The sequence below is a fragment of the Streptomyces sp. NPDC020845 genome (genome assembly GCF_044334165.1).
Taxonomy (GTDB): domain Bacteria; phylum Actinomycetota; class Actinomycetes; order Streptomycetales; family Streptomycetaceae; genus Streptomyces.
Genome location: NZ_JBIRSJ010000010.1, coordinates 484,344 through 504,275, shown reverse-complemented (window position 1 = coordinate 504,275; position 19,932 = coordinate 484,344). Strand labels below are relative to the sequence as shown.

The following is a 19,932-nucleotide window of genomic DNA, read 5'->3' as shown; positions in this document are numbered from 1 at the left end:
CGTTCAAGGCGGGGCCCCGCACCCAGGTGCGGGGCCCCGCCTCGTTGTTCGCGTGTCAGCCGCCGTTGGAGACCAGCTTCTTGACGCCGCGCTGGTCCGCGGCCGTGAACTTGCCGCCGTTGGTGTTCAGATAGCCGCCGTTCGGCGAGGCCATGACCGGCCGGTTCTCGTTCGGGCTGAACTTGGACGGGTCCGGGTGATCCAGACCCATCATGTGGCCCAGCTCATGGGTGACCGCGTTGAGGGTCATCGCATGGGCCTTGGCCTTGTTCGAGCCGAACCAGGTGTTTTCCTTGCCCGTACTGGTCCAGTACTCGGTGTCCATCTCGACATATCCGCCCCAGGCGGAATGGTTCCGGGTGTTGTAGCAGGGAAGGGCGTGCGACATTCCCGCCTTCCCCATCGGCCGGTACTTCAGCAGAAACATGATGTGGTTCTGCGGCCCGGCGCAGTACTTCTTGTTGTTGTAATTCGTCCCGCCCTCGATCTTGGTGGACAGCACGAACTTGATTCCCGCGTTCTTCACCTCCGGCATGGCGTTGAGCTGCTGGACCGGAACCTTCAGATACGCAGTGAGCCAGCTCTGCGACTTCTGCGTCACGAAGGAGAGGGTGTACGTGCTGTTGTGCTGCAGATTTGTGATGTAGTACGGCGAGCCGGACTCCAGCTTCCAGCCCACGCCCTCGTTCGCGGCGCTCGCCGTCGAGGCCGTGGCGAATACCGTCCCGATGGCGGCGGCCAGGGCGATTCCGCCGATTCTTTTCTTCATATGGTGCTCCCCGTTGTACCGAGGCCCGCCGTGCACGCCGGGCCGATCGGATCCTAATGGCCGTCCGTTCGCCCGCCGGCACCCCCTCCGGCAGCTTTAGTTGTTGCGCCCCCGGTCCTCCAGGTACTGCGTATGCGTCTGCTGCCGGCGGGCCTCCGCCTCCCGCAGGGCCGAGGCCATCGCGTTCGCCTCGTCGAACAGCAGCGTCAACTGGCGCTCCAGATGGCGCTCGGGCGGGTCCGTGCCCGGGGTGAGCCGGGTCCACCAGCGGGTGCGGGCGTACGTGTCGACGGCTTCGGGGACGTCGTGGCGGATGATCCGCGACAGCGCGTACGTCCCCTCCGGGTCGAGCATCAGCGCCTCGCCCGCCAGCTCCGGGTCGAGCAGCGCCGCCAGCAGCCCGTCCAGCTCGGTGAGCCGGCCGGAGGCCGCGGGCGGCAGTTCGACCTCGCCGAGATAGTCCCGCAGCCGCGTGAAGTCCTCCCGCAGGGCGTCCAGTTCCCGGGCGGGGTCGGCGAAGTACGGCGCCGCGGGCCGCTCGGGCGGGGCGATCAGCGCGCCCGCGCCGTACAGGCCGACCACCACCACCGGCCAGTAGGCGCCCGCGAGGCCGGTGAAGGTGAGGGCCAGGCCCGCGATCCCCGCGGCGCTGCCGGTGATGTTCTTACGGGACTCCAGATAGCGCAGGACCTTATTGGCCCCACTGGCCCCACTGGCCTTATTGGTAGCCACGGATCTCCTCGAAGGCCTGGTCCAGCGAGCTCTTGGTCGCGTCGAAGAGCCGGCCACCGGTGAGGGAGGCGATGTTCTCCAGCTCGCCGCGGTCGGAGTCGCCGAAGAGGATCGGGAAGACGGGGGTCGTCCGCTGTGCCCCGGGCAGGCGCCGGTAGAAGGACTCGAAGTCGTCGGCGGAGTCCCCGGCCGTGTTCTCCCCGTCCGTCATCAGCACGATCGAGGTGAAGCGGTCGTCCCCGAGGGCCGAGGCGCGCTCGGCGAGACGGCGGTACGCCTCCCGCAGACTGCTGAAGATCGCGGTCTCCCCGTCGGCGGTCAGCGCCTTGGCGTCCGCGCGGATCGCGGCGAGCGCCTTGCCCGGGTCGTCCTCGGGCACCGTATGCGTACGGACCGCCTTCACCTCGGAGCCGAAGGGCATCAGCGTCACCTCCTCCCGGTCCCGGAACCGCTCCCCGGTGGCCGCGCCGTCCGCGCCGGCCAGCTGGGTCAGCGCCGCCTTGAGCCGGTCGAGCCGGTCGCCCTCCATCGAGCCGGAGGTGTCCAGTACGTACACCGTCCGCGAGGGCCGCCGCAGCTCGTTCTCGTATGCGGCGAGCAGCCCGTCGGCCACCGACCGGGTGCCAGGGAAGGGCAGTTCGCGCCGCTTGGCGGCGGACAGCGGGGCCGCGGGCCGTACGGAGGTGACGACGGGCCGCCGGAAGGTCCGCTCGGTCAGCGTCCGCTGGGCCTCGGCGGACCGCAGATACTCGGTGAGCGCGCGGACCGAGTCCCGCGCGTCCTGGGGCGCGGAGGCGAGCGCGGTGAGCGGGTAGTCGGCGGTCACCACGCCGTCCTGAGGGCGGATCACCGTCAGGCCGGTGTGGTGGTCGCGGTTCAGGGACAGCAGGACGGACTCGTAGTTGATCAGGGCGTCCACATCGCCGCGCCGGGTGTACGCCTGGGCCAGCCACCCGGACGAACCGGACGTCAGCTTCTGCCCCGCGAAGAACTCCTTGAGCTTCGGCGTGACCTTCCGTACGTCCGCGTCGCGCAGCGCCGACTGGGCGCCGGACAGCCCCGAGGCGATCGAGATGAGCGCCGAGAAGCCGGAGTTGGAACGCACCGGGTCGGTCATCCCGTACGTCAGCTTCCCGTCGGCCACCGCCTGGTGGATCCGGGCCCAGGTGACCTGGTCCGGATGCCGGCCCAGCCGCCGCACCACGTCCGCCTTGACGCCGAGGGCGACCGGCGACGTCATCACCGGCGTCTCCGAGGTGACCTTCTTGGCGGTCTCCGGGCGCAGCCGCAGATAGTCGTTGGACGACAGCCAGATCGCCTCGTACGCCCCGTCCGCCTTCCCGGAAGCCACCTGCTCGACCGCGTCCAGGGTGCCGGACCAGGTGGCCTCGACGGTGACGCCGGTCGCCTCGCGCGCCGCGTCCAGCACCGGCTTCATATCCGTCAGCTCGCTGCTGGCCAGGATCCGCAGGGTGCCGGGGGCGCGCTTGCCGCCCTCCTTCTTGTCCTCATCTTCCGAATCTTCCGAAGTGCAGGCGCTCACCGGCAGGACGGCGGCCAGGCCGAGGGCCATGAAGGCACGCCGGGGCACGCCCCGAGACGGGTCCTGAGGTCCGCTCACTGCAGGCTCCCCTCGGCCGCGCTCGCCGAGCGGGTGCGCTCCAGATACGCGCTCGCCTGCTGCAACTCGTCCGTCAGGGCCTCCACCGTCGTCGCCATCGACTCGGTCGCCCGCGCCTTGTAGGTGTCGATCGCGTCCAGCGTCCGGTAGATCTGCTGGAACGCGCCGCGCAGCGTCTCCACGCCCACCGCCGGGTCGGCCGCGATCCGCTGGATCTCGCCGCTCTGGGTGGCCAGCATCTCCGCATTGCCCCGGATCAGGTCCTCGGTCGTTCCGCGCAGGGCGTTGACCTGCTCGGTCACCTTGCGCTGGCTCTCCAGCGCGGAGGACAGCATCACTGCGATGCGCAGCGCCGAGACGGTGGTGGTCGCGGCCCGGTCGACGCCTTTGATCAGCTCCTCGTTGTTACGGCGTACGACATCCATCGCCAGATACCCCTGTGCGCACACCGCGAGCTGCGTCAGCAGGTCCTGGTGCTTCTGCCGTACGGGGAAGAGGACATCGGCGCGCAGCGCGTCCGCCTGGGTCGGGTCGGTGGCCTCGACGGCCGTGATCTGCCGCTCGACCGCCGTGTCCAGGGCGTCGGCCAGCACCGCGTACTCCTGGAGCTTGCCCATGCTCTCCCAGAGCCGGACGCGCTCGGTGTGCAGGGCGGCGTTGTCGCGGCGCAACTCGTCCTGGCCGCCGCGCAGCGAGCCCACGATCTTGTTGAGGGTGCCCTGGGCGGAGGCGTACTTGGCGACGTGGTCGCGCAGCTTGTTGCCGCCCGGCAGCTTGGACAGCAGCTTGCGCGCGCCCTTGAGCTGGGTGTCGCGCGGGTCCAGGTCCTCGACGGTGCGGCGCAGTTCGACCAGCGAGGACGACACCCGGGTCTGCGCGTCGCCGTCGCCCTGCGCGAGGGAGCGCACGGTGCGGTCCAGCATCCGGTTGGACTGCTGGGCGGCGCCGCGCATCTCACCCGCGCCGAGCGCGGTGATCTCGCCGATCCGGGTGGCGAACTCGGGGGAGCGGGCGTCCAGGCCGGCCAGCGTGGACACGTACTCGGAGGCGCGGCGCTCCATCTCCTCCCGTACGGAGTCCTCGACCGGCACCAGACCGGCCGCCTTCTCCTTGGGCACCGGGGCGACGGGCTCGGGCGGGGTGAGGACCAGGTCGTCGGTGTTGTCAGTGGCCATGATGGTCTCCCTAGGTCCTAGCTCGTCGCTCGTCGCGCGAGGTCCCGCAGCACCTCGGCCTTGGGCACGGGCGCCTGCCGGACTCCGGTCAGCCGCTGGTTGAGATACGCGGTGTGGGGCGCGGTGGCGGCGATGAACTCGGACGCCGCGCCCTGCGGCCGGAAGCCGTGCCGCACGGCCAGTTCGCGCAGCTTCTTGTCGCCGCTCAGCAGCTCCCCGAGCTTGCGGCCCTCGGGGGTCAGCGGCACCAGGGTGTGGTCGCTGTTGACCGTGACGTCCGGGTAGAGGACGACCATGTCGCCGACGTCCTGCTTCTGCATCAGCAGCGAGGCGACCTGCGATTCGTAGACCAGGACCAGCGGATTGGCCGCGCCGCTGATGAAGTCCCGGAACGGGGCGTCGGAGCTGGACTGCTGGGCGCCCTGGACGCTGATGAGCTTCTTCAGCAGCGGGGCGGTCCGGGCGACGTCCGCGCCACCCGCGACGATACGGCCGCCGTTGGCCACGTACGAGGCGGCGGCCAGATACAGCGCGCCCGAGTTGGACTGGGCGGGGTCGGTGCTGGTGATGGACACCACACCGTTCAGCTCGCTGTACTTCCGCGAGCCCTTGAGCTGCTGCCAGGTGCGGTCCTCCTTGGCGGCCTTGAGGTACGCGGCCATCTTCAGCGTGCCGGTGTTCTTGCCGGTCAGCGTCGCGAGCCCGTTGTCGGCCAGCACCCCGGCCGCGTTGCGGTGCGCGACGACGACCAGCGGCGAGTAGAACGGCCGCAGCGGCGTACCGTTCACCCCGGCCTTCCGGGCCAGTTCGGCGGCGGGCGACTCGCTGCTCGGGAAGGCGAAGTCGTACCCCCTGAGCGGAAGGTTCTCCATCGCCCAGGAGCCGGACGTCTCCGTCTTGACGGTGACCCCCTTGTCCGCGAGGGCCTTCACCACATCGGGGTCGGCGAAGAACTCGGCCTTCTCCGACCCGATCACTCCGCGCACGGTCGTCGTTGCCGTGCCCTTGTCCTTATCGCGTCCCGCGACGACGGCGACAATCACGCCGCCGATCAACAGAACCGCCAGGACGATTCCGAATATGCGTCTCACGGCGGCAGCGTGCTCGCGGAAACCCACATTCCGGGCTTGATCAGATGACGGGAAGGTGAACTGCTGATCGCAGTCCGAAACGGGAATCGGCCATTCTGGAAGGGGAGTTGATGCCGTTCGGCGCCCTTGCGCGGCGGCTGTGGCAGGGCCGCTGTCGGACCGGTATGTCACCCTGTGCACCATGACCGGCCACCTGACCGACACCCCGCCCCACGAGCCGACGGACGACCCGAGCGACGACCTGATCGGCACCCAGACCCCGGCGCGCCGCCTCACCGACCCGGACGAGGCGATCGCCGCGCTGGAGCGCGCCGTGCCCGGCCTGGCGGCTCACCGCAGGCCGGAGCCCGTCGCGCTCGACTGGGCGGTGCTGGAGGAGGGCCTGGGCACCACGCTGCCCGCCGACTACAAGCGCCTCGCCGAGTGGTACCCCAACTTCGTCCTCGGCGACTTCCTCCTCGCCGGCCTCCCCGCGCCGGGACAGGAGCGGTACCAGCTCGCCGGCATCCGCGAGACGCTGACCGAGGACCTCCAGGACTGGTGGGAACACGACATGACAGCCGGCCTCCGCCTCCATCCGGCACCGGGCGGGCTGCTCCCGTGGGCGGAGTCGAACCAGGGCGACATGTTCCTGTGGAGCACGACCGGGGACGGCCCGCAGGACTGGCTGGTCACCGTCGCCTCCCACAACGGCGGCTGGTGGCACTACGCGGGCGGTGCCGTCCAGTTCCTGGCGGAGCTGTGCGACGGCACGCTCGAACCCTGGGAGCTGCCCCCGATCGACCGCGACGTCATCGCGTTGTGACCGCTACGCCGTCGAGCGGCTTACGGAAGCACACCCGGGCCTGCCCCAGCCCGTCGTAGTCGCTGTGCACGGGCACCCCGTCGACCTCGCGGTCGCCCGCCTCGCACTCGAACCCCATGGCCCGGTGAAACGCGATGGACCCGGTGTTCCCCGGCGAGGTGATCGCGCGCACCTCCGTCCGGCCCGCCTCGGCGGCCTGCCGGAAGAAGGCCTCGTAGAGCCCGCGCGCCACGCCCTGCCCGCGCAGCCGGGGGTCCACCCCCACGAAGTGGATATACGCCTCGTGGCCGTTGTCCCCGGAGTAGAAGCCGACCAGGAACGCCTCGACCGTCCCCGCCTCGTCCTCCCGTACCAGGCTGGTGCCGGAGAAGAACTGCAGAAACAGCTTCGGCAGCAACAGCGACAGCTCGCGGGCCTGCTGGGGCGTGCGGGAGTCACCCCACCACGTCTGTACGCACTCCACCAGCACGGGATGGTCGGACACGCGGGCCTGGCGCAGATCTGGCATTCATGTCTCCTTCGGGTGTTCCGTCCCACTGCCACTCGGCGCGCCGCGGACGGCCGGGAAGCGGGATACGTCCGGTGCACCACAACAGGGTGTCAAACGGGCTGTTGCCCGCCGGGGCACCGGGGAAGAGACGGGCGAGCGCGGCACCGACCGGGCCGTCGGGCGGCGCCCAGGGAAGCCCGAGGGCACGGGTGATGTCGTAGGTGTGGACGAGCAGCTCGATGATGCCCATGGCGGCGAACCCGGCGGCGTCTGAGTGTCCCCAAGGGTGCCAGGCGCGCACCTGGCCGGCCGTGTCCCGGACGGTGGAGGTGAGAAGGGACGCGGCGATCCGGATCCCCTCCAGACAGGCGGGGACCGGGGCCGCGGGATCGAGCGAGGCGAAGAGCGTGATGTAGCGGTCCTGGGGCCGGGCGATGAGCAGACCGGCGTAGCCGGTCAGGCCGAGGGCGAGGTGGTCGAGGGTCGCCCGGCAGGTCCAGTCGAGGCCGTGGGCCGGGCGTGACCAGTCCTGGTCGGCGGTGGTGAGAAGAGCAGTCAGGCAGTCGTCGGCGGCGGCCGACAGCAGCTCCGGCCAGGGCGCGGCGGTGGCGAGGGGCATCGGTTCCGGGGCGGGATCAGGGATGGCCGTGGACGTCGTGGTCACTGGGCGGCCGCCGGCTTCCTCAGGACCTCGATCACACCCGCGAAGCTGTCCGAGCCGTGGCCCGCGGCCCTGGCCCGCTCCATGGTGGACTTCAGCAGCTCGGGCAGGGCGTTGTCGACGCCCCGGGACGCCGCCGCGTGGAGCAGATGCTCGATGGCCGCGATCTGTACGTCGATGGTCGCGTCGTCGCCCGGGTAGCGGCCGGCGTCCACCTGCGGTGCGTAGGTGGTGAGGAAACCGGCCACGGCGGTCAGCCAGCGGAGCGCGACCGGGGTGAAGGCCGTGGCCGGCGTCTTCTCGGCGCCGACCAGCGCGGTGCCGTGCAGCCAGCCGGCCATGGTGGACCACATCAGGCCGAGCAGGGCCGCGTCGTAGAGGGAGGCCAGGCCGGGGTCGTCGGACAGGTGCAGGGGGTCGCCCAGGGCCGTCAGGGTCGGCCGGTGGGCTTCGAAGACGGCCTGCGGGCCGCTGTAGAGGAACATCATCTCGGGGCTGCCGACCCCGGGCGGGGTGGTCATGATCGCGCCGTCGAGGTAGTCGGCGCCATGGGACCGGGCCCATACGGCCATCTCCTGGGCCTGCTCCGGTGCGCCGGAGGTGAGGTTGACCAGGACCTTGCCCGCGAGGGTGTCGGCGACGGGGCCGAGGACGGTGTGCAGCGCCTCGTAGTCCAGGACGCAGGCGACGATGAGCGGGCTCGCCGCGACCGCCTCCCCGGGCGTCGCGGCCGGTCGGGCGCCCCGGTCGGCCAGCGGCCGGGCCTTGTCCGCCGAGCGGTTCCACACGGTGGTCGGGTGGCCGCGGTCCAGCAGCGCGGCGGCCAGCGCCGAGCCCATCGAGCCCAGTCCGATGACCGTGACGGCCTGGTGGTCAGCGTTCAACTCACAACTCCTCGTACGTCCGCACACAGCGGTTGATCACTCACCTCCCACGCTCGCAGCGCCCGGCGGCCGCGGACAGTGACACCGATGACGGCCATCACCAAATTCCTGCCATACGCTGCGAGGCATGAGTGCTGGTTCCGTGGCCGTGGTCGTGACCGAGGAGATCGGGCTCCCCTCCTGGGACCTCTACGAGCTGAGCATCCCCTGCACCGTCTTCGGGAAGGCGCAGTCCGACCTGGCCGACCCCTGGTACGAGCTGATGCTGTGCGGCACGGGAGCGGGTGAGCGGCCCGAGGACGCCGCGGGCACCGGGCTCGTGCTGCGGACCGGCTACGGGCTCGACGACCTCGTCGGCGCCGACACGGTCATCGTGCCCTCGGTGCCCGACCCCTGCGTCGAGGAGGGCGAACCCCTGCCGCGGGAACTGATCCGGGCCCTGCGCCGGGCCTACGACGCGGGCGCCCGTATGGTCTCCCTGTGCACCGGCGCCTTCGCGCTCGCCGAGGCCGGGCTGCTCGACGGGCGGCGCGCCACGGCTCACTGGCTGCACACCGCCCAACTCGCCGAGCGCTACCCGAAGGTGCGGGTCGACGACTCGGTGCTGTACGTGGACGACGGCGACGTGCTCACCAGCGCGGGCCTGACCGCCGGGCTCGACCTCTGCCTCCATCTCGTACGCCGCGACCTCGGCGCCCATGTCGCGAACCAGCTGGCCCGCCGCATGGTGGTGCCCGCCCACCGGCCCGGCGGCCAGGCCCAGTTCATCGACCTGTCCGTGCCCACGACCGACGACGACGCCCTGGCCCCCGTACTCGACTGGGCCCGGTCCCACCTCGACCGGCCGCTGACGGTGCGGGACTTGGCGCTGCGGGCCGCGATGAGCCCCCGTACCTTCTACCGTCGGCTCCAGGCGGCCACGGGGACGACGCCCTTGCAGTGGCTGCTCACCCAGCGCCTCGGGCGGGCCCAGTCCCTGCTGGAGTCGACCGACCTCCCCGTCGAGAAGATCGGCGAACTCAGCGGCCTGGGCACGGCCAACAACCTCCGCCACCACTTCCTCCGGCACATCGGAGTGTCGCCGAGCGAGTACCGGCGGGCCTGGCGTCAGACGGTGTGCTGATACGCCGAGTAGGTCAGATAACCCGCGTCGCCGCCCTGGTAGTACGTGGCCTCGTCGGCCGGGGCGATCGGGAGCCCGGTGCGCAGCCGCTCGACCAGGTCGGGGTTGGCGATGAAGGCGCGCCCGAAGCTGATGAGGTCGGCCCCCAGCCCGAGCCAGTGGTCGGCCTCGGTCCGCCCGGTCTGCTTCGGGCCCATCGGAAGCACCGGGTTCATGATCAGGGTGTTCGGCCACGCACGGCGCAGGCCCAGCAACACCTCCTCGTCGACGGTGGCTTCGAGATGCACGTAGGCCACCTGAAGGCGGGCCAGCTCGGTCAGCAGCGCGGTGTAGAGCTCGGGTACGTCGGCTTCCGTCACGCCCCAGAACGTCCCGCCCGGGGAGAGCCGGATACCGGTCCTGGCCCCGCCGACGGCCTCGACGGTCGCCGACGCCGCCTCGACGGCGAACCGGATCCGGCCCGCGATCGAGCCTCCGTAGCGGTCCGTGCGCAGATTGGCGTTCGAGGAGAGGAACTGCGAGATCAGATAGCCATTGGCGCCGTGCAGCTCGACACCGTCGAAGCCGGCGTCGATGGCGCGGCGTGCGGCCTGCGCGTACGACTGGGCGTGCTCGGGCACCTCGGCGGCCTCCAGGGCGCGCGGTGTCGGCGCGGGCTGGGGCCCGGTCGGGGTGAACACCTCGCCGACGGCGGCGACGGCCGAGGGCCCGACCGGGCGCATACCGGTGGTGTCCGGATGTGAGACCCGCCCGCCGTGCATCAACTGGGCGAAGATCCGGCCGCCGTTGGCGTGCACGGCGGCGGTCACCGGGCGCCACGCGGCGACCTGCTCATCGGTGTGCAGCCCCGGCGTGCCCGGATTGGACTGACCGATCAGACTCGGCTGCACGCCTTCGGTCACGATCAGCCCGGCGGTGGCCCGCTGCGCGTAGTACGTCGCCATCGACGGCGTCGCCAGACCGCCGCCGGCGGCCCGGATCCGCGACATCGGGGCCATCACCACCCGGTTGGGCAGCGTCAGGTCGCCGAGCCGGTAGCTGTCGAAAAGGGTCGTCGTCGTCACGTCGGCTTTCCTCCGCGATCCGCGGCGCCCGCTTCTCGGGCGCTCGGCGGCTACGCTAAAACCTCACATGGATGTCAGAGGCAAGGCTCTGTGTCGCGGGTCACAGTCAGCGGGTCACGGTCAGGAGGACGACATGCGCATCGGGGAGCTCGCTGCACGAGCCGGGGTCAGCGTCAGATCCCTGCGCTATTACGAGGAGCAGGGGCTGCTCAGCAGCATCCGCAGCGCCAGCGGGCAGCGGCATTACACGGACGACGATGTCGAGCGGGTCACGTTCATCCAGCGGCTGTATGCCGCGGGTCTGTCCAGCCGCACCATCGTCGAACTGCTGCCGTGCGTCGACGCGCCCAGCGAGGAGAATTCCGACGCCGCGCTGGAGCGGATGGCACAGGAGCACGACCGGCTCTCCCGCCACATCGACGAGCTCATCCACACCCGGGACGCACTCGAAGGGCTGATGGCCACGAACCGCGCGCATCGCGAGACCTTGCGGGCAACGGCTGCCTGCTGACCGCGGCCCGCTGATCGCGGTCTGCTGATCGCCCCGACCGCGCCCTAACCCGTGTGCGCGGCGAACGCCGCATACGCGGGCTCGTCGAAGAGGACGAACGTGACCTCCTCGACCGCGGTCTCCGCGGCCCGCACCGTCTCGACGGCGATACGGGCGGCGTCCTCCATGGGCCACCGGTAGACGCCGGTCGAGATGGCCGGGAACGCGACCGTACGGGCACCGAGTTCGTCAGCGACCCGCAGCGACTCGCGGTAGCAGGAGGCGAGGAGGCCCGACCGGTCCTCGGTGGCGGACCATACGGGCCCCACGGTGTGGATCACCCACTCGGGGTGCAGCCGCCCCGCGGTCGTCGCCACGGCCCGCCCGGTCGGCAGCCCCTTGCCGTAGTGGGACGCCCGCAGCGCCCGGCACGCCTCCAGGATCTCGGGGCCGCCCCGGCGGTGGATGGCGCCGTCGACGCCTCCGCCGCCGAGGAGGGAGGAGTTCGCGGCGTTGACGATGGCGTCGACGTGCTGGTCGGTGATGTCGCCGCGGACGAAGGTGATGGTGGTGCTCATGGGGTCATCTTCCGTGGTCTACGGCTGCCGGGGCGAGCTGACGCGCTCCGTCGGGCCGCCGAAGGGCAGGAACGTCGTCCGGGTGGCGAGCAGCCAGACGCCGTTCTCCTTGCGGAACGTGCTGCCGCCGGTGTAGTTGCCCCACGTTCGCGGGCAGGCGGGGCGGCAGCATGCCGCCGGTGTAGCCGTCGACGCGGTACGTCGCGAAATACGACGTGGCGGCGGCCGTCGTCGGGGAGTCCACGGTGACCAGGATGTTCGTACACATCCGCCGGGACAGCCGGTCCGCCGGCCGCGACCCGAAGTACTCCCGCAGCGCCCCCCGTCCCTCGATCCGGCGGGCGCCCTGCGGCCACTCATCCGGCGGGCGGGCCCGGTTCCACCGCCTGGGAGACCGCGGCGAGCAGGGTTTCGACCTCCGCGCCCCAGCGGGAGCTGATGACCAGGTCGCGGGACGGGTCGACCCACAGCAGGTGGCCGCCGCCGTTGCCGCGGGCGCAGCGGCCGGTCGCCGGGGCGGTTGGCCATACGGTGTGGTGGTCATTGAGCCACCAGGACAGGCCGTAGTTGGGCTTGTGCCGGCACGGGGTCCACATCTCCTCGATCCAGCGGGCGGAGAGGACCTGCCGCCGGCCCCATCGGCCGCCGCGCAGACACAGGTGCCCAAGGCGGGCCAGGTCGAGCGCGTTGATCCACAGGCCCCCGCCCCAGTGGGCGCCGCCGGAGACCACCGGCACGCGGGTGCCGTCGACGTCCGTGAGGGAATTGGCGTAGCCGTGCCAGGACCAGGACGACGAGGCGCCGATGGGGTTCATGACGCGGTCCCGCAGGACGTCCGGCAGGGTCCGCCCGAACAGGGCGGTGAGCGCCAGGGCGGCGAGGTTCACGCGGACGTCGTTGTACGCCCAGCCCTCACCGGGCGGCCCGCCGGGCGACTCGGTGCCCTCCCGCGTGCTCTGCGCGTCGACCGATGTCGGCTTGGACCACAGCTCGCCCTCCCACTGGCTCGTCTGGTCCAGCAGATGGCGCCAGGTGATGCCCCGCCCATGGTCGTCGGCGAACTGCGGAAGCCTGACGCGGACCGCGACCGGCTCGTCGAGGATGAGCAGCCCGTCGTCGTGGGCGATTCCGGCCACCAGCGCCAGCACGCTCTTCGTCGCGCTGTACGCCATCTCGGCGCGCGTCGGATCCCCCCAGGACGCGAGGACCGCGCCGCGCCGGACGATGACCCCGCTCGCGCCCTGGCCGTCCAGCAGCGGGCCGATGACCTCCCGGTGGGAGTCGTCGGCCACCTGGGCGGCGAGATACGACGCCATGTCCTCGATGCCGGGCACGGGGCGCTCGCCCTGCTGCCGGGCCGCCCGCGCCACGGCCTCCGCGTCCACGCCCTCCCAGGGATCCCCGGCGCCGACCGCCTCGTCCAGGCCCGCAAGTACCTTGTCCATTCCCACCCTTTCCACGGCCGCCGTGCGCGGTCGGCCACTCATGAATTCCTCTACCTGCGGTTTCCCGGTTCCGGAGCCGTTGATCCCAAGAGTTCCGCGAGCATGGGGCGCAGGTGGGTGGCGAGTGCTGGATCGGAGCGTTCCAGTTCGTCCGTCGCGGCGGTGAGAGCCGCGGTCAGGGCGCGGCCCAGCTCCGGTTCTGTGAGCGAGCGGACGAGCGTCGTCTCCAGCGGTGCCGTGACTTCTTCGGGCAGCAGATGGGCGCCCTTCGCGTGCGCGGCGGGATGGCCCAGCCGCAGACAGGCCAGCGTGATGACGTGGTCGCGTATGGCGCTGATCCAGTGCTCGGCTTGCCACCAGCGCCTTCTGTGCAGGCAGACGCGGGCGTGCAGGGCGTGATGCCAGACGAGTCCGATAAGGGTGTTGCGGTCGGGGTCCTGGAAGGGGTCAAGCGATTGTGTCCGGCCGAAGACCGTCTGCCACTGCGGTCCCCTTGGGCCGAACTCGGCCTCCGGTGCGAAGGTCAGATCGAGCTCGAGCCAATCCGGCAGCAGGAAGACGCGGATGACCCGTGAGCCGGCCGGCAGATCCCAGTGGTGTCGCGCGCCGAGCTCGTCGTAGAGCCACCGCGTCCATCGGTCCAGCGTCGCGGGCAACTCGCCGCGGACGGCGAGGACGAGGTCGGTGTCCGACCAGCGGTCATCGGACCCGGTCGCGTATGAGCCGGTGAAGGCGGCGCCGACGATGGCGTCGTCGGCTTCCGCCTTCGCGAGCAACTGGTCCCGCACACGGCTCCGTTCTTCGGCGCTGAACACAACACGACTCCCTTTCTGGCCCTCGGGCCGGCCTGGTTCAGGTGCGGGCGATCAGGGCGTACCGCTCATCGCTCACCGGTCCGCCCCACAGCTCGCCGTCGCCGCTGAGGTCGTCGATGCGCAGCTCGGTCACGAGGGGGCGGACGGCGGCCGTCAGGTCTTGGGCGGTGATCCCTCGGTGCCAGGGCAGGGTTTCGGCGCCGGCCACGTACGGGACGCCGCTCTGCCCGGCCTCGCGCCACCGTCCTTCGACCAGGATGAGGGTGCCGCCGGGGCGCAGCCGGGCGGTCCACTGGCGCAGGGCCGCGTGCGGGTCGGGCAGGGTCCACAGCAGGTGTCGGCAGAGCAGCGCGTCGAAGCGGTCTTCGCCGGTGGGGGGTTGGGCGGCGTCCCCGACGAGGAAGGTGCCGGTGAAGCCGGCGGCGGTGAGCTTGGCCCGGGCCTGGTCGACCATACGGGGCGAAAGGTCCACGCCGGTGACGTGGTGTCCGGCCGCCGCCAGCAGGTGCGCGAGCGAGCCGGTGCCGCAGCCCACATCCAGCACGCGGGCCGGGGCGGGTGGCATCCAGCGGTCCAGGAGGCTGGCCCATGCCCGGCGGGTGTGCTCGGCCCGCAGGCCGTGATCGGGTTCGTCGTCGAAGTCGGGCGCGGCGGCGTCCCAGTAGGCGGTGATGGCAGCGGTATCCGTCATGGCGCGATCGTTTCAGCCGCCGCTGACAACGCCCGGAAACGCGGGGCCGTACGCCGTCACGGCACCGCGGGGCGCCCAGGCGCCGGACCGCCCGACGGGCGCTTCGGCGTCCGCCGAAACGTCCGGATCCTAGGCTCCGGGCCATGACCACCGCGCCGCTTCGCCCCGCGACAGAATCCCCCCGCCACATAGAGATCGAGCCGAGCATCCTGTACTTCGGGACGCCCGTCGTGCTTCTGTCGACGGAGAACCAGGACGGCTCGTTCAACCTCGCCCCGATCTCCTCCGCATGGGCGCTTGGGCACACGGTGGTGCTCGGACTGGGGCGGGAAGGCCAGACGGCGCGGAACCTTCTCAGCCGGCCCGATGTCGTGATCAATCTGCCCGCCCCGGGCCAGTGGCGGGCGGTGGAGCGGCTGGCGCCGCTGACCGGGCGGAGTCCGGTGCCGTCGACCAAGGCGAGGGGGTGCCGGTTCGAGCCGGACAAGTTCGGGGCGGCCGGGCTGCGTGAGGAACCGTCCCAGGTGGTCCGGCCGCCGCGCGTCGCCGAGTGCCCCATCCAGTTGGAGGCCCGCGCCGAGCGGGTGCGGCCGGATGTCGCCGGAGGGTTCGTCATCGTCGAGGCCGTGGTGCGGAAGGTCCACGCCGACCCCCGCATCGTCGTACCCGGTACGGACCACGTCGATCCCGCGGCCTGGAGCCCGCTCGTCTACAACTTCCGGCACTACTTCGGACTCGGCCCCGAACTGGGCCACTCCTACCGCACCGAAACGCCCCGCACATCCGAGGGCTGAGCCTGTGCACGCATCCGGGTGATCCACCCCCGGGCCCACCCCCGGGCCCGGGACCGGTCCCGGGTCGGGTGCGGGACGGTCGGGAGGTGCCGGGGGTCCGCCTCGGCCGTAGGGCGCATGTGGCGCATGCGGCGCATCGTGGGAAAGGTGAGATCTGATGGCGGATCAGGTCCTGGAGCGCATGCCGGGCAGGGTCAAGTTCGTCGTGGCGGGCGTATGGGCTCAGGCCGTGGCCAACTTCTTCGCAGGGTCTTCGCTGCTGTCCGAAGTGGACAGCCGACTCGCCCACGGCCAGGAGGCCTCGGAACCCGGTCTGGTGCGGGGCCTGGCGTACTTGTCCATCGTCATGGCGGTTCTGCTGGCCGTCGCCAGCCTCTTCGTGCAGAAGCGGTTCGGATGGGTGTGGACCGTGTTCGTCGTCGTCGAGACGCTGGCCGTGGTGGGCGCGCTGGTCGGGATCGTGGCCGTGTGGCTGGGGCTTCAGGGCGTGAGCGCGGGCTCCATGGCCATCAGCCTGGTCCTCCCCCTCGCGATCGGCGGGGCGCTGATCACCGGCCGGGGGCAGGACTGGTTCAGCCGCTGATGCCGAGGGCCGCCGCGTGGGTCTCCAGGTGCTCGGCGGCCAGGGCGGTGGCGGATGCGTCGTCGCGGGAGGTGGCGACGACCAGGGCGCGGCCGGCCAGGGTGTGGGCGCGCTGGCGGAGGGCGGTGATGTGGGCCGGGGTGGTGGTGGTCGTGGTGGGGGCGGCGCGGAAGGGGGAGCGGCCGTCGCGCAGCCGGGTGATCTGGTCGGTCAGGCGCTGGGCGGCGGTGTCGAGGGCGGGGGCGGGGGTGAGGGCGCGCAGCTCGTCGGTCACGGTCAGCAGCGCGGTGAGGTGGCCCGCCAGCTGGTTGTCCAGCTCCTCCTCGCGGGAGCGGTGGGGGAAGTCGAGCCTGGGCTCGGCCATGGTGTGGACCGACTTGGTGCGGATCGGCTCGTACATGGATGGCCTCCAAGGGTTCTCAGGAGGCCATCCTAACTTAGACTCTGTCTAAAGTTGAGCTCCCGCTAAGGGTAGGATCCGCCGCGTGATCGAACTGCGGGTGCTGACCTCGGACGACTGGGCCATCTGGCGGGAGCTGCGGCTCGCCGCGCTCGCGGACGCGCCGTACGCGTTCGGGTCCCGGCTCGCGGACTGGCAGGGCGACGGCGACCGCGAGGAGCGGTGGCGCGCCCGGCTGGAGATCCCCGGTTCGTACCACCTCGTGGCCGTGCTCGACGGGCGGCAGGTCGGGATGGTCAGCGGGGTGCCCGGTCCGCACGACGGCATCGTCGAGATCATCTCCATGTGGGTCGGCGCGGCCGCGCGCGGGCGCGGGGTGGCCGAACGGCTGGTGGGGGCCGTGGAGGAGTGGGCCCTGGGGGTGGGGGCCGAGGTGCTGCGGCTCGACGTCGCGCCCGGCAATGGACGCGCGATCGCCTTTTACCAGCGGATCGGGCTGGCGGACACCAAAGAGGAAGGCGACCCGCTGCCCGGCGGGGAGCGGAGGATCGTCATGGAGAAGGCGCTCCGGGCTCGCTGAGCCCCGTGCGGCAGTGCCGCGCGTCAGTGCTGGCTGTAGCCGTCCAGGAACTTTCCGATCCGCGTCACCGCGTCCGCCAGGTCCTTCTTCGCCGGGAGCGTCACGATCCGGAAGTGGTCCGGCTCCGGCCAGTTGAAGCCCGTGCCGTGAACGATCATGATCTTCTCGGAGCGCAGCAGGTCCAGGACCATCTGCCGGTCGTCCTTGATCTTGTAGACCGTGGGGTCGAGCCGCGGGAACGCGTACAGCGCGCCCTTCGGCTTGACGCAGCTCACGCCCGGGATCTGGGTCAGCAGCTCGTACGCCGTATCGCGCTGCTCCAGCAGCCGGCCGCCCGGCAGCACCAGGTCCTTGATGGACTGGCGGCCGCCGAGGGCCGCGGCCACCGCGTGCTGGGCGGGCATATTGGCGCACAGCCGCATATTGGCGAGGATGGTCAGGCCCTCGAGGTAGCTGGCGGCGTGGGCCTTGGGGCCGCAGACCGCGAGCCAGCCGCTGCGGTAGCCCGCGACGCGGTACGCCTTGGAGAGCCCGTTGAAGGTCAGGGTCAGCAGGTCGGGGGCGACGGCCGCGGTGGGGGTGTGGGTGGCGCCGTCGTAGAGGATCTTGTCGTAGATCTCATCGGAGCAGACGACCAGGTTGTGGCGGCGGGCGAGCTCGGTGAGGCTCCGCAGCATCTCCTCGTCGTAGACCGCGCCCGTCGGGTTGTTCGGGTTGATGATGACCAGGGCCTTGGTGCGGTCGGTGACCTTGCGCTCGATATCGGCGACGTCGGGCATCCAGTCCGACTGCTCATCGCAGCGGTAGTGCACGGCGGTGCCCCCGGCGAGTGAGACCGCGGCGGTCCACAGCGGGTAGTCGGGGGAGGGGACCAGGACCTCGTCGCCGTCGTCGAGCAGGCCCTGCATGGCCATCTGGATCAGCTCGGAGACGCCGTTGCCGAGGTATACGTCCTCGACGTCCAGGTCGATGCCCTTGGTCTGGTAGTGCTGCATCACCGCGCGCCGGGCGGACAGCAGCCCCTTGGCGTCGCCGTACCCATGCGCCCCGCCGAGGTTGCGGAGCATGTCCTCCAGGATCTCCGGCGGGCATTCGAAGCCGAAGGTCGCGGGGTTGCCGGTGTTGAGCTTGAGGATGCGGTGACCGGCAGCCTCCAGCCGCATCGCCTCCTCGAGTACCGGACCCCGGATCTCGTAGCAGACGTTGGAGAGCTTCGTGGACTGGATCACCTGCATGTCGGCCACCTTACGGCGGTGTAACCGGGACCGCTCGGTGTTCTTCGCCACGTCGGCGGCGTAAGGCGGCGCAAGGCGGTGCAACGGGGCGTCTTCAGGCGTCTCCGGGCGGATGGGACGGCGGCGCGCACCGGGTAACGAGTCGGTTTCCCGGGTTGATTTCCGCGCGCGAAGGGTTGGCCCGGACGGGTCGGCTGGCTATCGTTCACGCACTTCAAAGAATCGTTCCGCTGAACGAATAGCGGAGAAGGGTGGCCGGCCCATGTCCGACACCTCACCCCGACACGCCCCGGGGGCGGCCGGTATCCCGCCCACTCCGGGGGCGGCCGGGATACCGCGCCGGTCGCTGCTCGCCGGCGCGGCGGCGAGCGGCGCCGCGCTCGGCGCGTCCTGGCTGCTCAGCGGCTGTTCGGGCGCGGCCTCCGCGTCGCCGACCGACGCCCTCCCCACCGCCGGGCCCACCGGCCGCCCCGACCGCGGCGGCACCCTGCGCATCGCCCGGCCGCCCGCCTCCGACGCCGAGACCCTGGACCCGGCCAGCTCCCTGTCCGCGTACGAATACCTGGGTGCCCTCTACAACCGGCTGGTGCGGATCGGCCCCGACGGCGCCCTGGTCCCCGACCTCGCCGAGTCCTGGGAGCCCGACGACAAGGTCCGCACCTGGACGTTCCGGCTGCGCCGCGGCGTCACCTTCCACGACGGCCGCGCCTTCACCTCCGCCGACGCCGCCTACACCCTGCGCCACATCCTCGACCCCAAGACCGCCTCCCCGCAGGCCGGCGTGCTGGCCCCGCTGGTCGACCCGAAGAAGCTGCGCACCCCCGACGCACACACCCTCGTCGTCCCGCTGAAGTCCCCGAACGCCGAGTTCCCGAGCCTGCTCACCAACTACAACTGCTACGTCATCCCCGACGGCAGCGCCGCCTCCATCGGCCGCACCGGCATCGGCACCGGCCCCTTCAAACTGGTCTCCTTCACCGCCGCCGGACCCGGCCGGATCACCGCGTACCCGGACCACTGGGCAGGCCGACCCGTCCTGGACGCCATCGACTTCTACTCCGTCGCCGATATGCAGGCCCGCTCCAACGCCCTGCTCGCCGGCCAGGTCGACCTGCTCTCGCAGACCAACCTGGACTTCGCCACCGCCCGCGTCGTCGCCAACTCGTCCCGCGCCACCGTCGCCCGGGCGAAGAACGCCCAGTGGTACGTGCTGCCGATGCTCACCACCGAGAAGCCCTTCACCGACATACGGGTGCGGCAGGCGATGAAGCTCGCCTACGACCCCGAGCACGTCCTGAAGGTCGCCCTCCAGGGCGCGGGCACCGTCGGCTGGGACAACCCCGTGCCGCCCACCGACCCCGGCCACCTCGCCACCCACCCCGCCCACGACCCCGAAAAGGCCCGCCACCTGCTCAAACAGGCCGGGCAGGAACGGCTCGCGGTCGACCTCTACACCTCCTCCTACGACCCGATCTTCACGCCCATGGCCCTCGCCTACCAGGAGTCCGCCAAGCGGGCCGGCATCCGGATCCGGGTCAGAACGGCCGCCGCCGACTCGTACTACACCCAGATCTGGATGAAGAAGCCGCTCATGGCCACCTACTGGTACACCGGCCGCCCCGTCGACCAGCTCCTCAACCAGGTCTTCCGGAGCGGCTCCTCGTACAACGAGACCGCCTGGTCCGACAAGGACTTCGACGCGCTGCTCGACCGGGCCCGCCGAGAGACCGACGAGGGGCGGCGCCGCGAGCTCTACCAGCAGGCGCAGAGCGCGGTCGTGGAGCGGGGCGGGGCGATCACCCCGATGTTCGCCGACCGGCTCGTCGGCATCTCCCGCAAGGTGCGCGGCTACGCGGAGCACGGCTTCGAGTTCGACTACCTCGGCATCGGGCTGAAGGGGGCGTGA

At 71.3% G+C, this 19,932-nt stretch carries 22 protein-coding genes and 1 pseudogene; 7 read left to right on the top strand and 16 right to left on the bottom strand.

What is annotated here, in order from left to right:
- Nucleotides 1-55: 55 nt before the first annotated feature.
- The 5 genes from ACH4U7_RS28380 to ACH4U7_RS28360 all read right to left on the bottom strand — a co-directional run bounded on the left by ACH4U7_RS28380 (nucleotide 56) and on the right by ACH4U7_RS28360 (nucleotide 5,415).
- Complete coding sequence (locus tag ACH4U7_RS28380) at nucleotides 56-769, bottom strand: hypothetical protein (protein ID WP_398530631.1); 714 nt, start codon at nucleotides 767-769, stop codon at nucleotides 56-58.
- Between the two features lie 96 nt (nucleotides 770-865).
- Nucleotides 866-1,501, bottom strand: coding sequence for a hypothetical protein (locus ACH4U7_RS28375; RefSeq protein WP_398530630.1), 636 nt, complete (start codon nucleotides 1,499-1,501; stop codon nucleotides 866-868).
- Complete coding sequence (locus ACH4U7_RS28370; protein WP_398530673.1) at nucleotides 1,488-3,074, bottom strand: substrate-binding domain-containing protein; 1,587 nt, start codon at nucleotides 3,072-3,074, stop codon at nucleotides 1,488-1,490. Before ACH4U7_RS28370 ends, ACH4U7_RS28375 begins: the two co-directional genes overlap by 14 nt.
- A gap of 44 nt (nucleotides 3,075-3,118) precedes the next feature.
- Nucleotides 3,119-4,297 carry a toxic anion resistance protein gene (locus tag ACH4U7_RS28365; protein ID WP_398530629.1) on the bottom strand — a complete coding sequence of 393 codons (1,179 nt, stop codon included), beginning with the start codon at nucleotides 4,295-4,297 and terminating at the stop codon, nucleotides 3,119-3,121.
- A 17-nt stretch (nucleotides 4,298-4,314) separates the two neighbouring features.
- Nucleotides 4,315-5,415 (bottom strand): hypothetical protein, encoded by a 1,101-nt coding sequence (locus tag ACH4U7_RS28360; RefSeq protein ID WP_398530628.1) that lies wholly within the window; start codon nucleotides 5,413-5,415, stop codon nucleotides 4,315-4,317.
- Nucleotides 5,416-5,569: 154 nt separating this feature from the next.
- Between ACH4U7_RS28360 and ACH4U7_RS28355 the strand changes: the two genes are divergently transcribed.
- Nucleotides 5,570-6,193 (top strand): SMI1/KNR4 family protein, encoded by a 624-nt coding sequence (locus ACH4U7_RS28355; RefSeq protein WP_398530627.1) that lies wholly within the window; start codon nucleotides 5,570-5,572, stop codon nucleotides 6,191-6,193.
- Here ACH4U7_RS28355 and ACH4U7_RS28350 read toward each other — a convergent pair.
- The 3 genes from ACH4U7_RS28350 to ACH4U7_RS28340 are packed head-to-tail and all read right to left on the bottom strand — an operon-like array spanning nucleotide 6,180 to nucleotide 8,228.
- On the bottom strand, nucleotides 6,180-6,701 hold the full coding sequence (locus tag ACH4U7_RS28350) for a GNAT family N-acetyltransferase (protein ID WP_398530626.1): 522 nt from the start codon (nucleotides 6,699-6,701) through the stop codon (nucleotides 6,180-6,182). The two genes, ACH4U7_RS28355 and ACH4U7_RS28350, sit on opposite strands and share 14 nt — an antisense overlap.
- Nucleotides 6,628-7,302: a maleylpyruvate isomerase N-terminal domain-containing protein gene (locus ACH4U7_RS28345; protein ID WP_398530625.1), complete on the bottom strand. Its 675-nt coding sequence runs from the start codon at nucleotides 7,300-7,302 to the stop codon at nucleotides 6,628-6,630. The genes ACH4U7_RS28350 and ACH4U7_RS28345 overlap by 74 nt, the downstream gene beginning before the upstream one ends.
- 41 nt (nucleotides 7,303-7,343) lie before the next feature.
- Entirely contained in the window at nucleotides 7,344-8,228 is an 885-nt protein-coding gene (locus ACH4U7_RS28340; protein ID WP_398530624.1) for an NAD(P)-dependent oxidoreductase, read from the bottom strand.
- Between the two features lie 127 nt (nucleotides 8,229-8,355).
- On the opposite strand from ACH4U7_RS28340, the gene ACH4U7_RS28335 reads away from it, so the two are divergent.
- Entirely contained in the window at nucleotides 8,356-9,351 is a 996-nt protein-coding gene (locus tag ACH4U7_RS28335) for a GlxA family transcriptional regulator (RefSeq protein ID WP_398530623.1), read from the top strand.
- Here ACH4U7_RS28335 and ACH4U7_RS28330 read toward each other — a convergent pair.
- Nucleotides 9,336-10,415 (bottom strand): alkene reductase, encoded by a 1,080-nt coding sequence (locus ACH4U7_RS28330; protein ID WP_398530622.1) that lies wholly within the window; start codon nucleotides 10,413-10,415, stop codon nucleotides 9,336-9,338. The two genes, ACH4U7_RS28335 and ACH4U7_RS28330, sit on opposite strands and share 16 nt — an antisense overlap.
- Before the next feature lie 133 nt (nucleotides 10,416-10,548).
- On the opposite strand from ACH4U7_RS28330, the gene ACH4U7_RS28325 reads away from it, so the two are divergent.
- Complete coding sequence (locus tag ACH4U7_RS28325; RefSeq protein WP_398530621.1) at nucleotides 10,549-10,926, top strand: MerR family transcriptional regulator; 378 nt, start codon at nucleotides 10,549-10,551, stop codon at nucleotides 10,924-10,926.
- Between the two features lie 44 nt (nucleotides 10,927-10,970).
- On the opposite strand, the gene ACH4U7_RS28320 is transcribed toward ACH4U7_RS28325, so the two are convergent.
- The 5 genes and pseudogenes from ACH4U7_RS28320 to ACH4U7_RS28300 form a co-directional block, all read right to left on the bottom strand.
- Nucleotides 10,971-11,483 (bottom strand): O-acetyl-ADP-ribose deacetylase, encoded by a 513-nt coding sequence (locus ACH4U7_RS28320; RefSeq protein ID WP_398530620.1) that lies wholly within the window; start codon nucleotides 11,481-11,483, stop codon nucleotides 10,971-10,973.
- Between the two features lie 18 nt (nucleotides 11,484-11,501).
- Nucleotides 11,502-11,841, bottom strand: a pseudogene (locus ACH4U7_RS28315) (nuclear transport factor 2 family protein); the annotation flags it as partial.
- Entirely contained in the window at nucleotides 11,840-12,928 is a 1,089-nt protein-coding gene (locus tag ACH4U7_RS28310) for a serine hydrolase domain-containing protein (protein WP_398530619.1), read from the bottom strand. The pseudogene ACH4U7_RS28315 and the gene ACH4U7_RS28310, both read right to left, overlap by 2 nt.
- Nucleotides 12,929-12,978: 50 nt before the next feature.
- Entirely contained in the window at nucleotides 12,979-13,743 is a 765-nt protein-coding gene (locus tag ACH4U7_RS28305; protein WP_398530618.1) for a hypothetical protein, read from the bottom strand.
- A 37-nt stretch (nucleotides 13,744-13,780) separates the two neighbouring features.
- Nucleotides 13,781-14,434 carry a class I SAM-dependent methyltransferase gene (locus ACH4U7_RS28300; protein WP_398530617.1) on the bottom strand — a complete coding sequence of 218 codons (654 nt, stop codon included), beginning with the start codon at nucleotides 14,432-14,434 and terminating at the stop codon, nucleotides 13,781-13,783.
- A gap of 143 nt (nucleotides 14,435-14,577) precedes the next feature.
- On the opposite strand from ACH4U7_RS28300, the gene ACH4U7_RS28295 reads away from it, so the two are divergent.
- Complete coding sequence (locus tag ACH4U7_RS28295) at nucleotides 14,578-15,228, top strand: flavin reductase family protein (RefSeq protein ID WP_398530616.1); 651 nt, start codon at nucleotides 14,578-14,580, stop codon at nucleotides 15,226-15,228.
- A 157-nt stretch (nucleotides 15,229-15,385) separates the two neighbouring features.
- The gene (locus ACH4U7_RS28290) at nucleotides 15,386-15,811 is read left to right on the top strand and encodes a hypothetical protein (protein WP_398530615.1); all 426 of its coding nucleotides are present in this window, start codon (nucleotides 15,386-15,388) and stop codon (nucleotides 15,809-15,811) included.
- Here the strand turns inward: ACH4U7_RS28290 and ACH4U7_RS28285 are convergent.
- Nucleotides 15,801-16,211 (bottom strand): hypothetical protein, encoded by a 411-nt coding sequence (locus ACH4U7_RS28285; RefSeq protein ID WP_398530614.1) that lies wholly within the window; start codon nucleotides 16,209-16,211, stop codon nucleotides 15,801-15,803. The two genes, ACH4U7_RS28290 and ACH4U7_RS28285, sit on opposite strands and share 11 nt — an antisense overlap.
- 85 nt (nucleotides 16,212-16,296) lie before the next feature.
- On the opposite strand from ACH4U7_RS28285, the gene ACH4U7_RS28280 reads away from it, so the two are divergent.
- Complete coding sequence (locus ACH4U7_RS28280) at nucleotides 16,297-16,791, top strand: GNAT family N-acetyltransferase (RefSeq protein WP_398530613.1); 495 nt, start codon at nucleotides 16,297-16,299, stop codon at nucleotides 16,789-16,791.
- Between the two features lie 23 nt (nucleotides 16,792-16,814).
- Here the strand turns inward: ACH4U7_RS28280 and ACH4U7_RS28275 are convergent, their stop codons facing one another.
- The gene (locus ACH4U7_RS28275) at nucleotides 16,815-18,026 is read right to left on the bottom strand and encodes a pyridoxal phosphate-dependent aminotransferase (protein ID WP_398530672.1); all 1,212 of its coding nucleotides are present in this window, start codon (nucleotides 18,024-18,026) and stop codon (nucleotides 16,815-16,817) included.
- Nucleotides 18,027-18,288: 262 nt separating this feature from the next.
- Between ACH4U7_RS28275 and ACH4U7_RS28270 the strand changes: the two genes are divergently transcribed.
- Nucleotides 18,289-19,932, top strand: a complete 1,644-nt coding sequence (locus tag ACH4U7_RS28270) for an ABC transporter substrate-binding protein (RefSeq protein ID WP_398530612.1) — start codon at nucleotides 18,289-18,291, stop codon at nucleotides 19,930-19,932.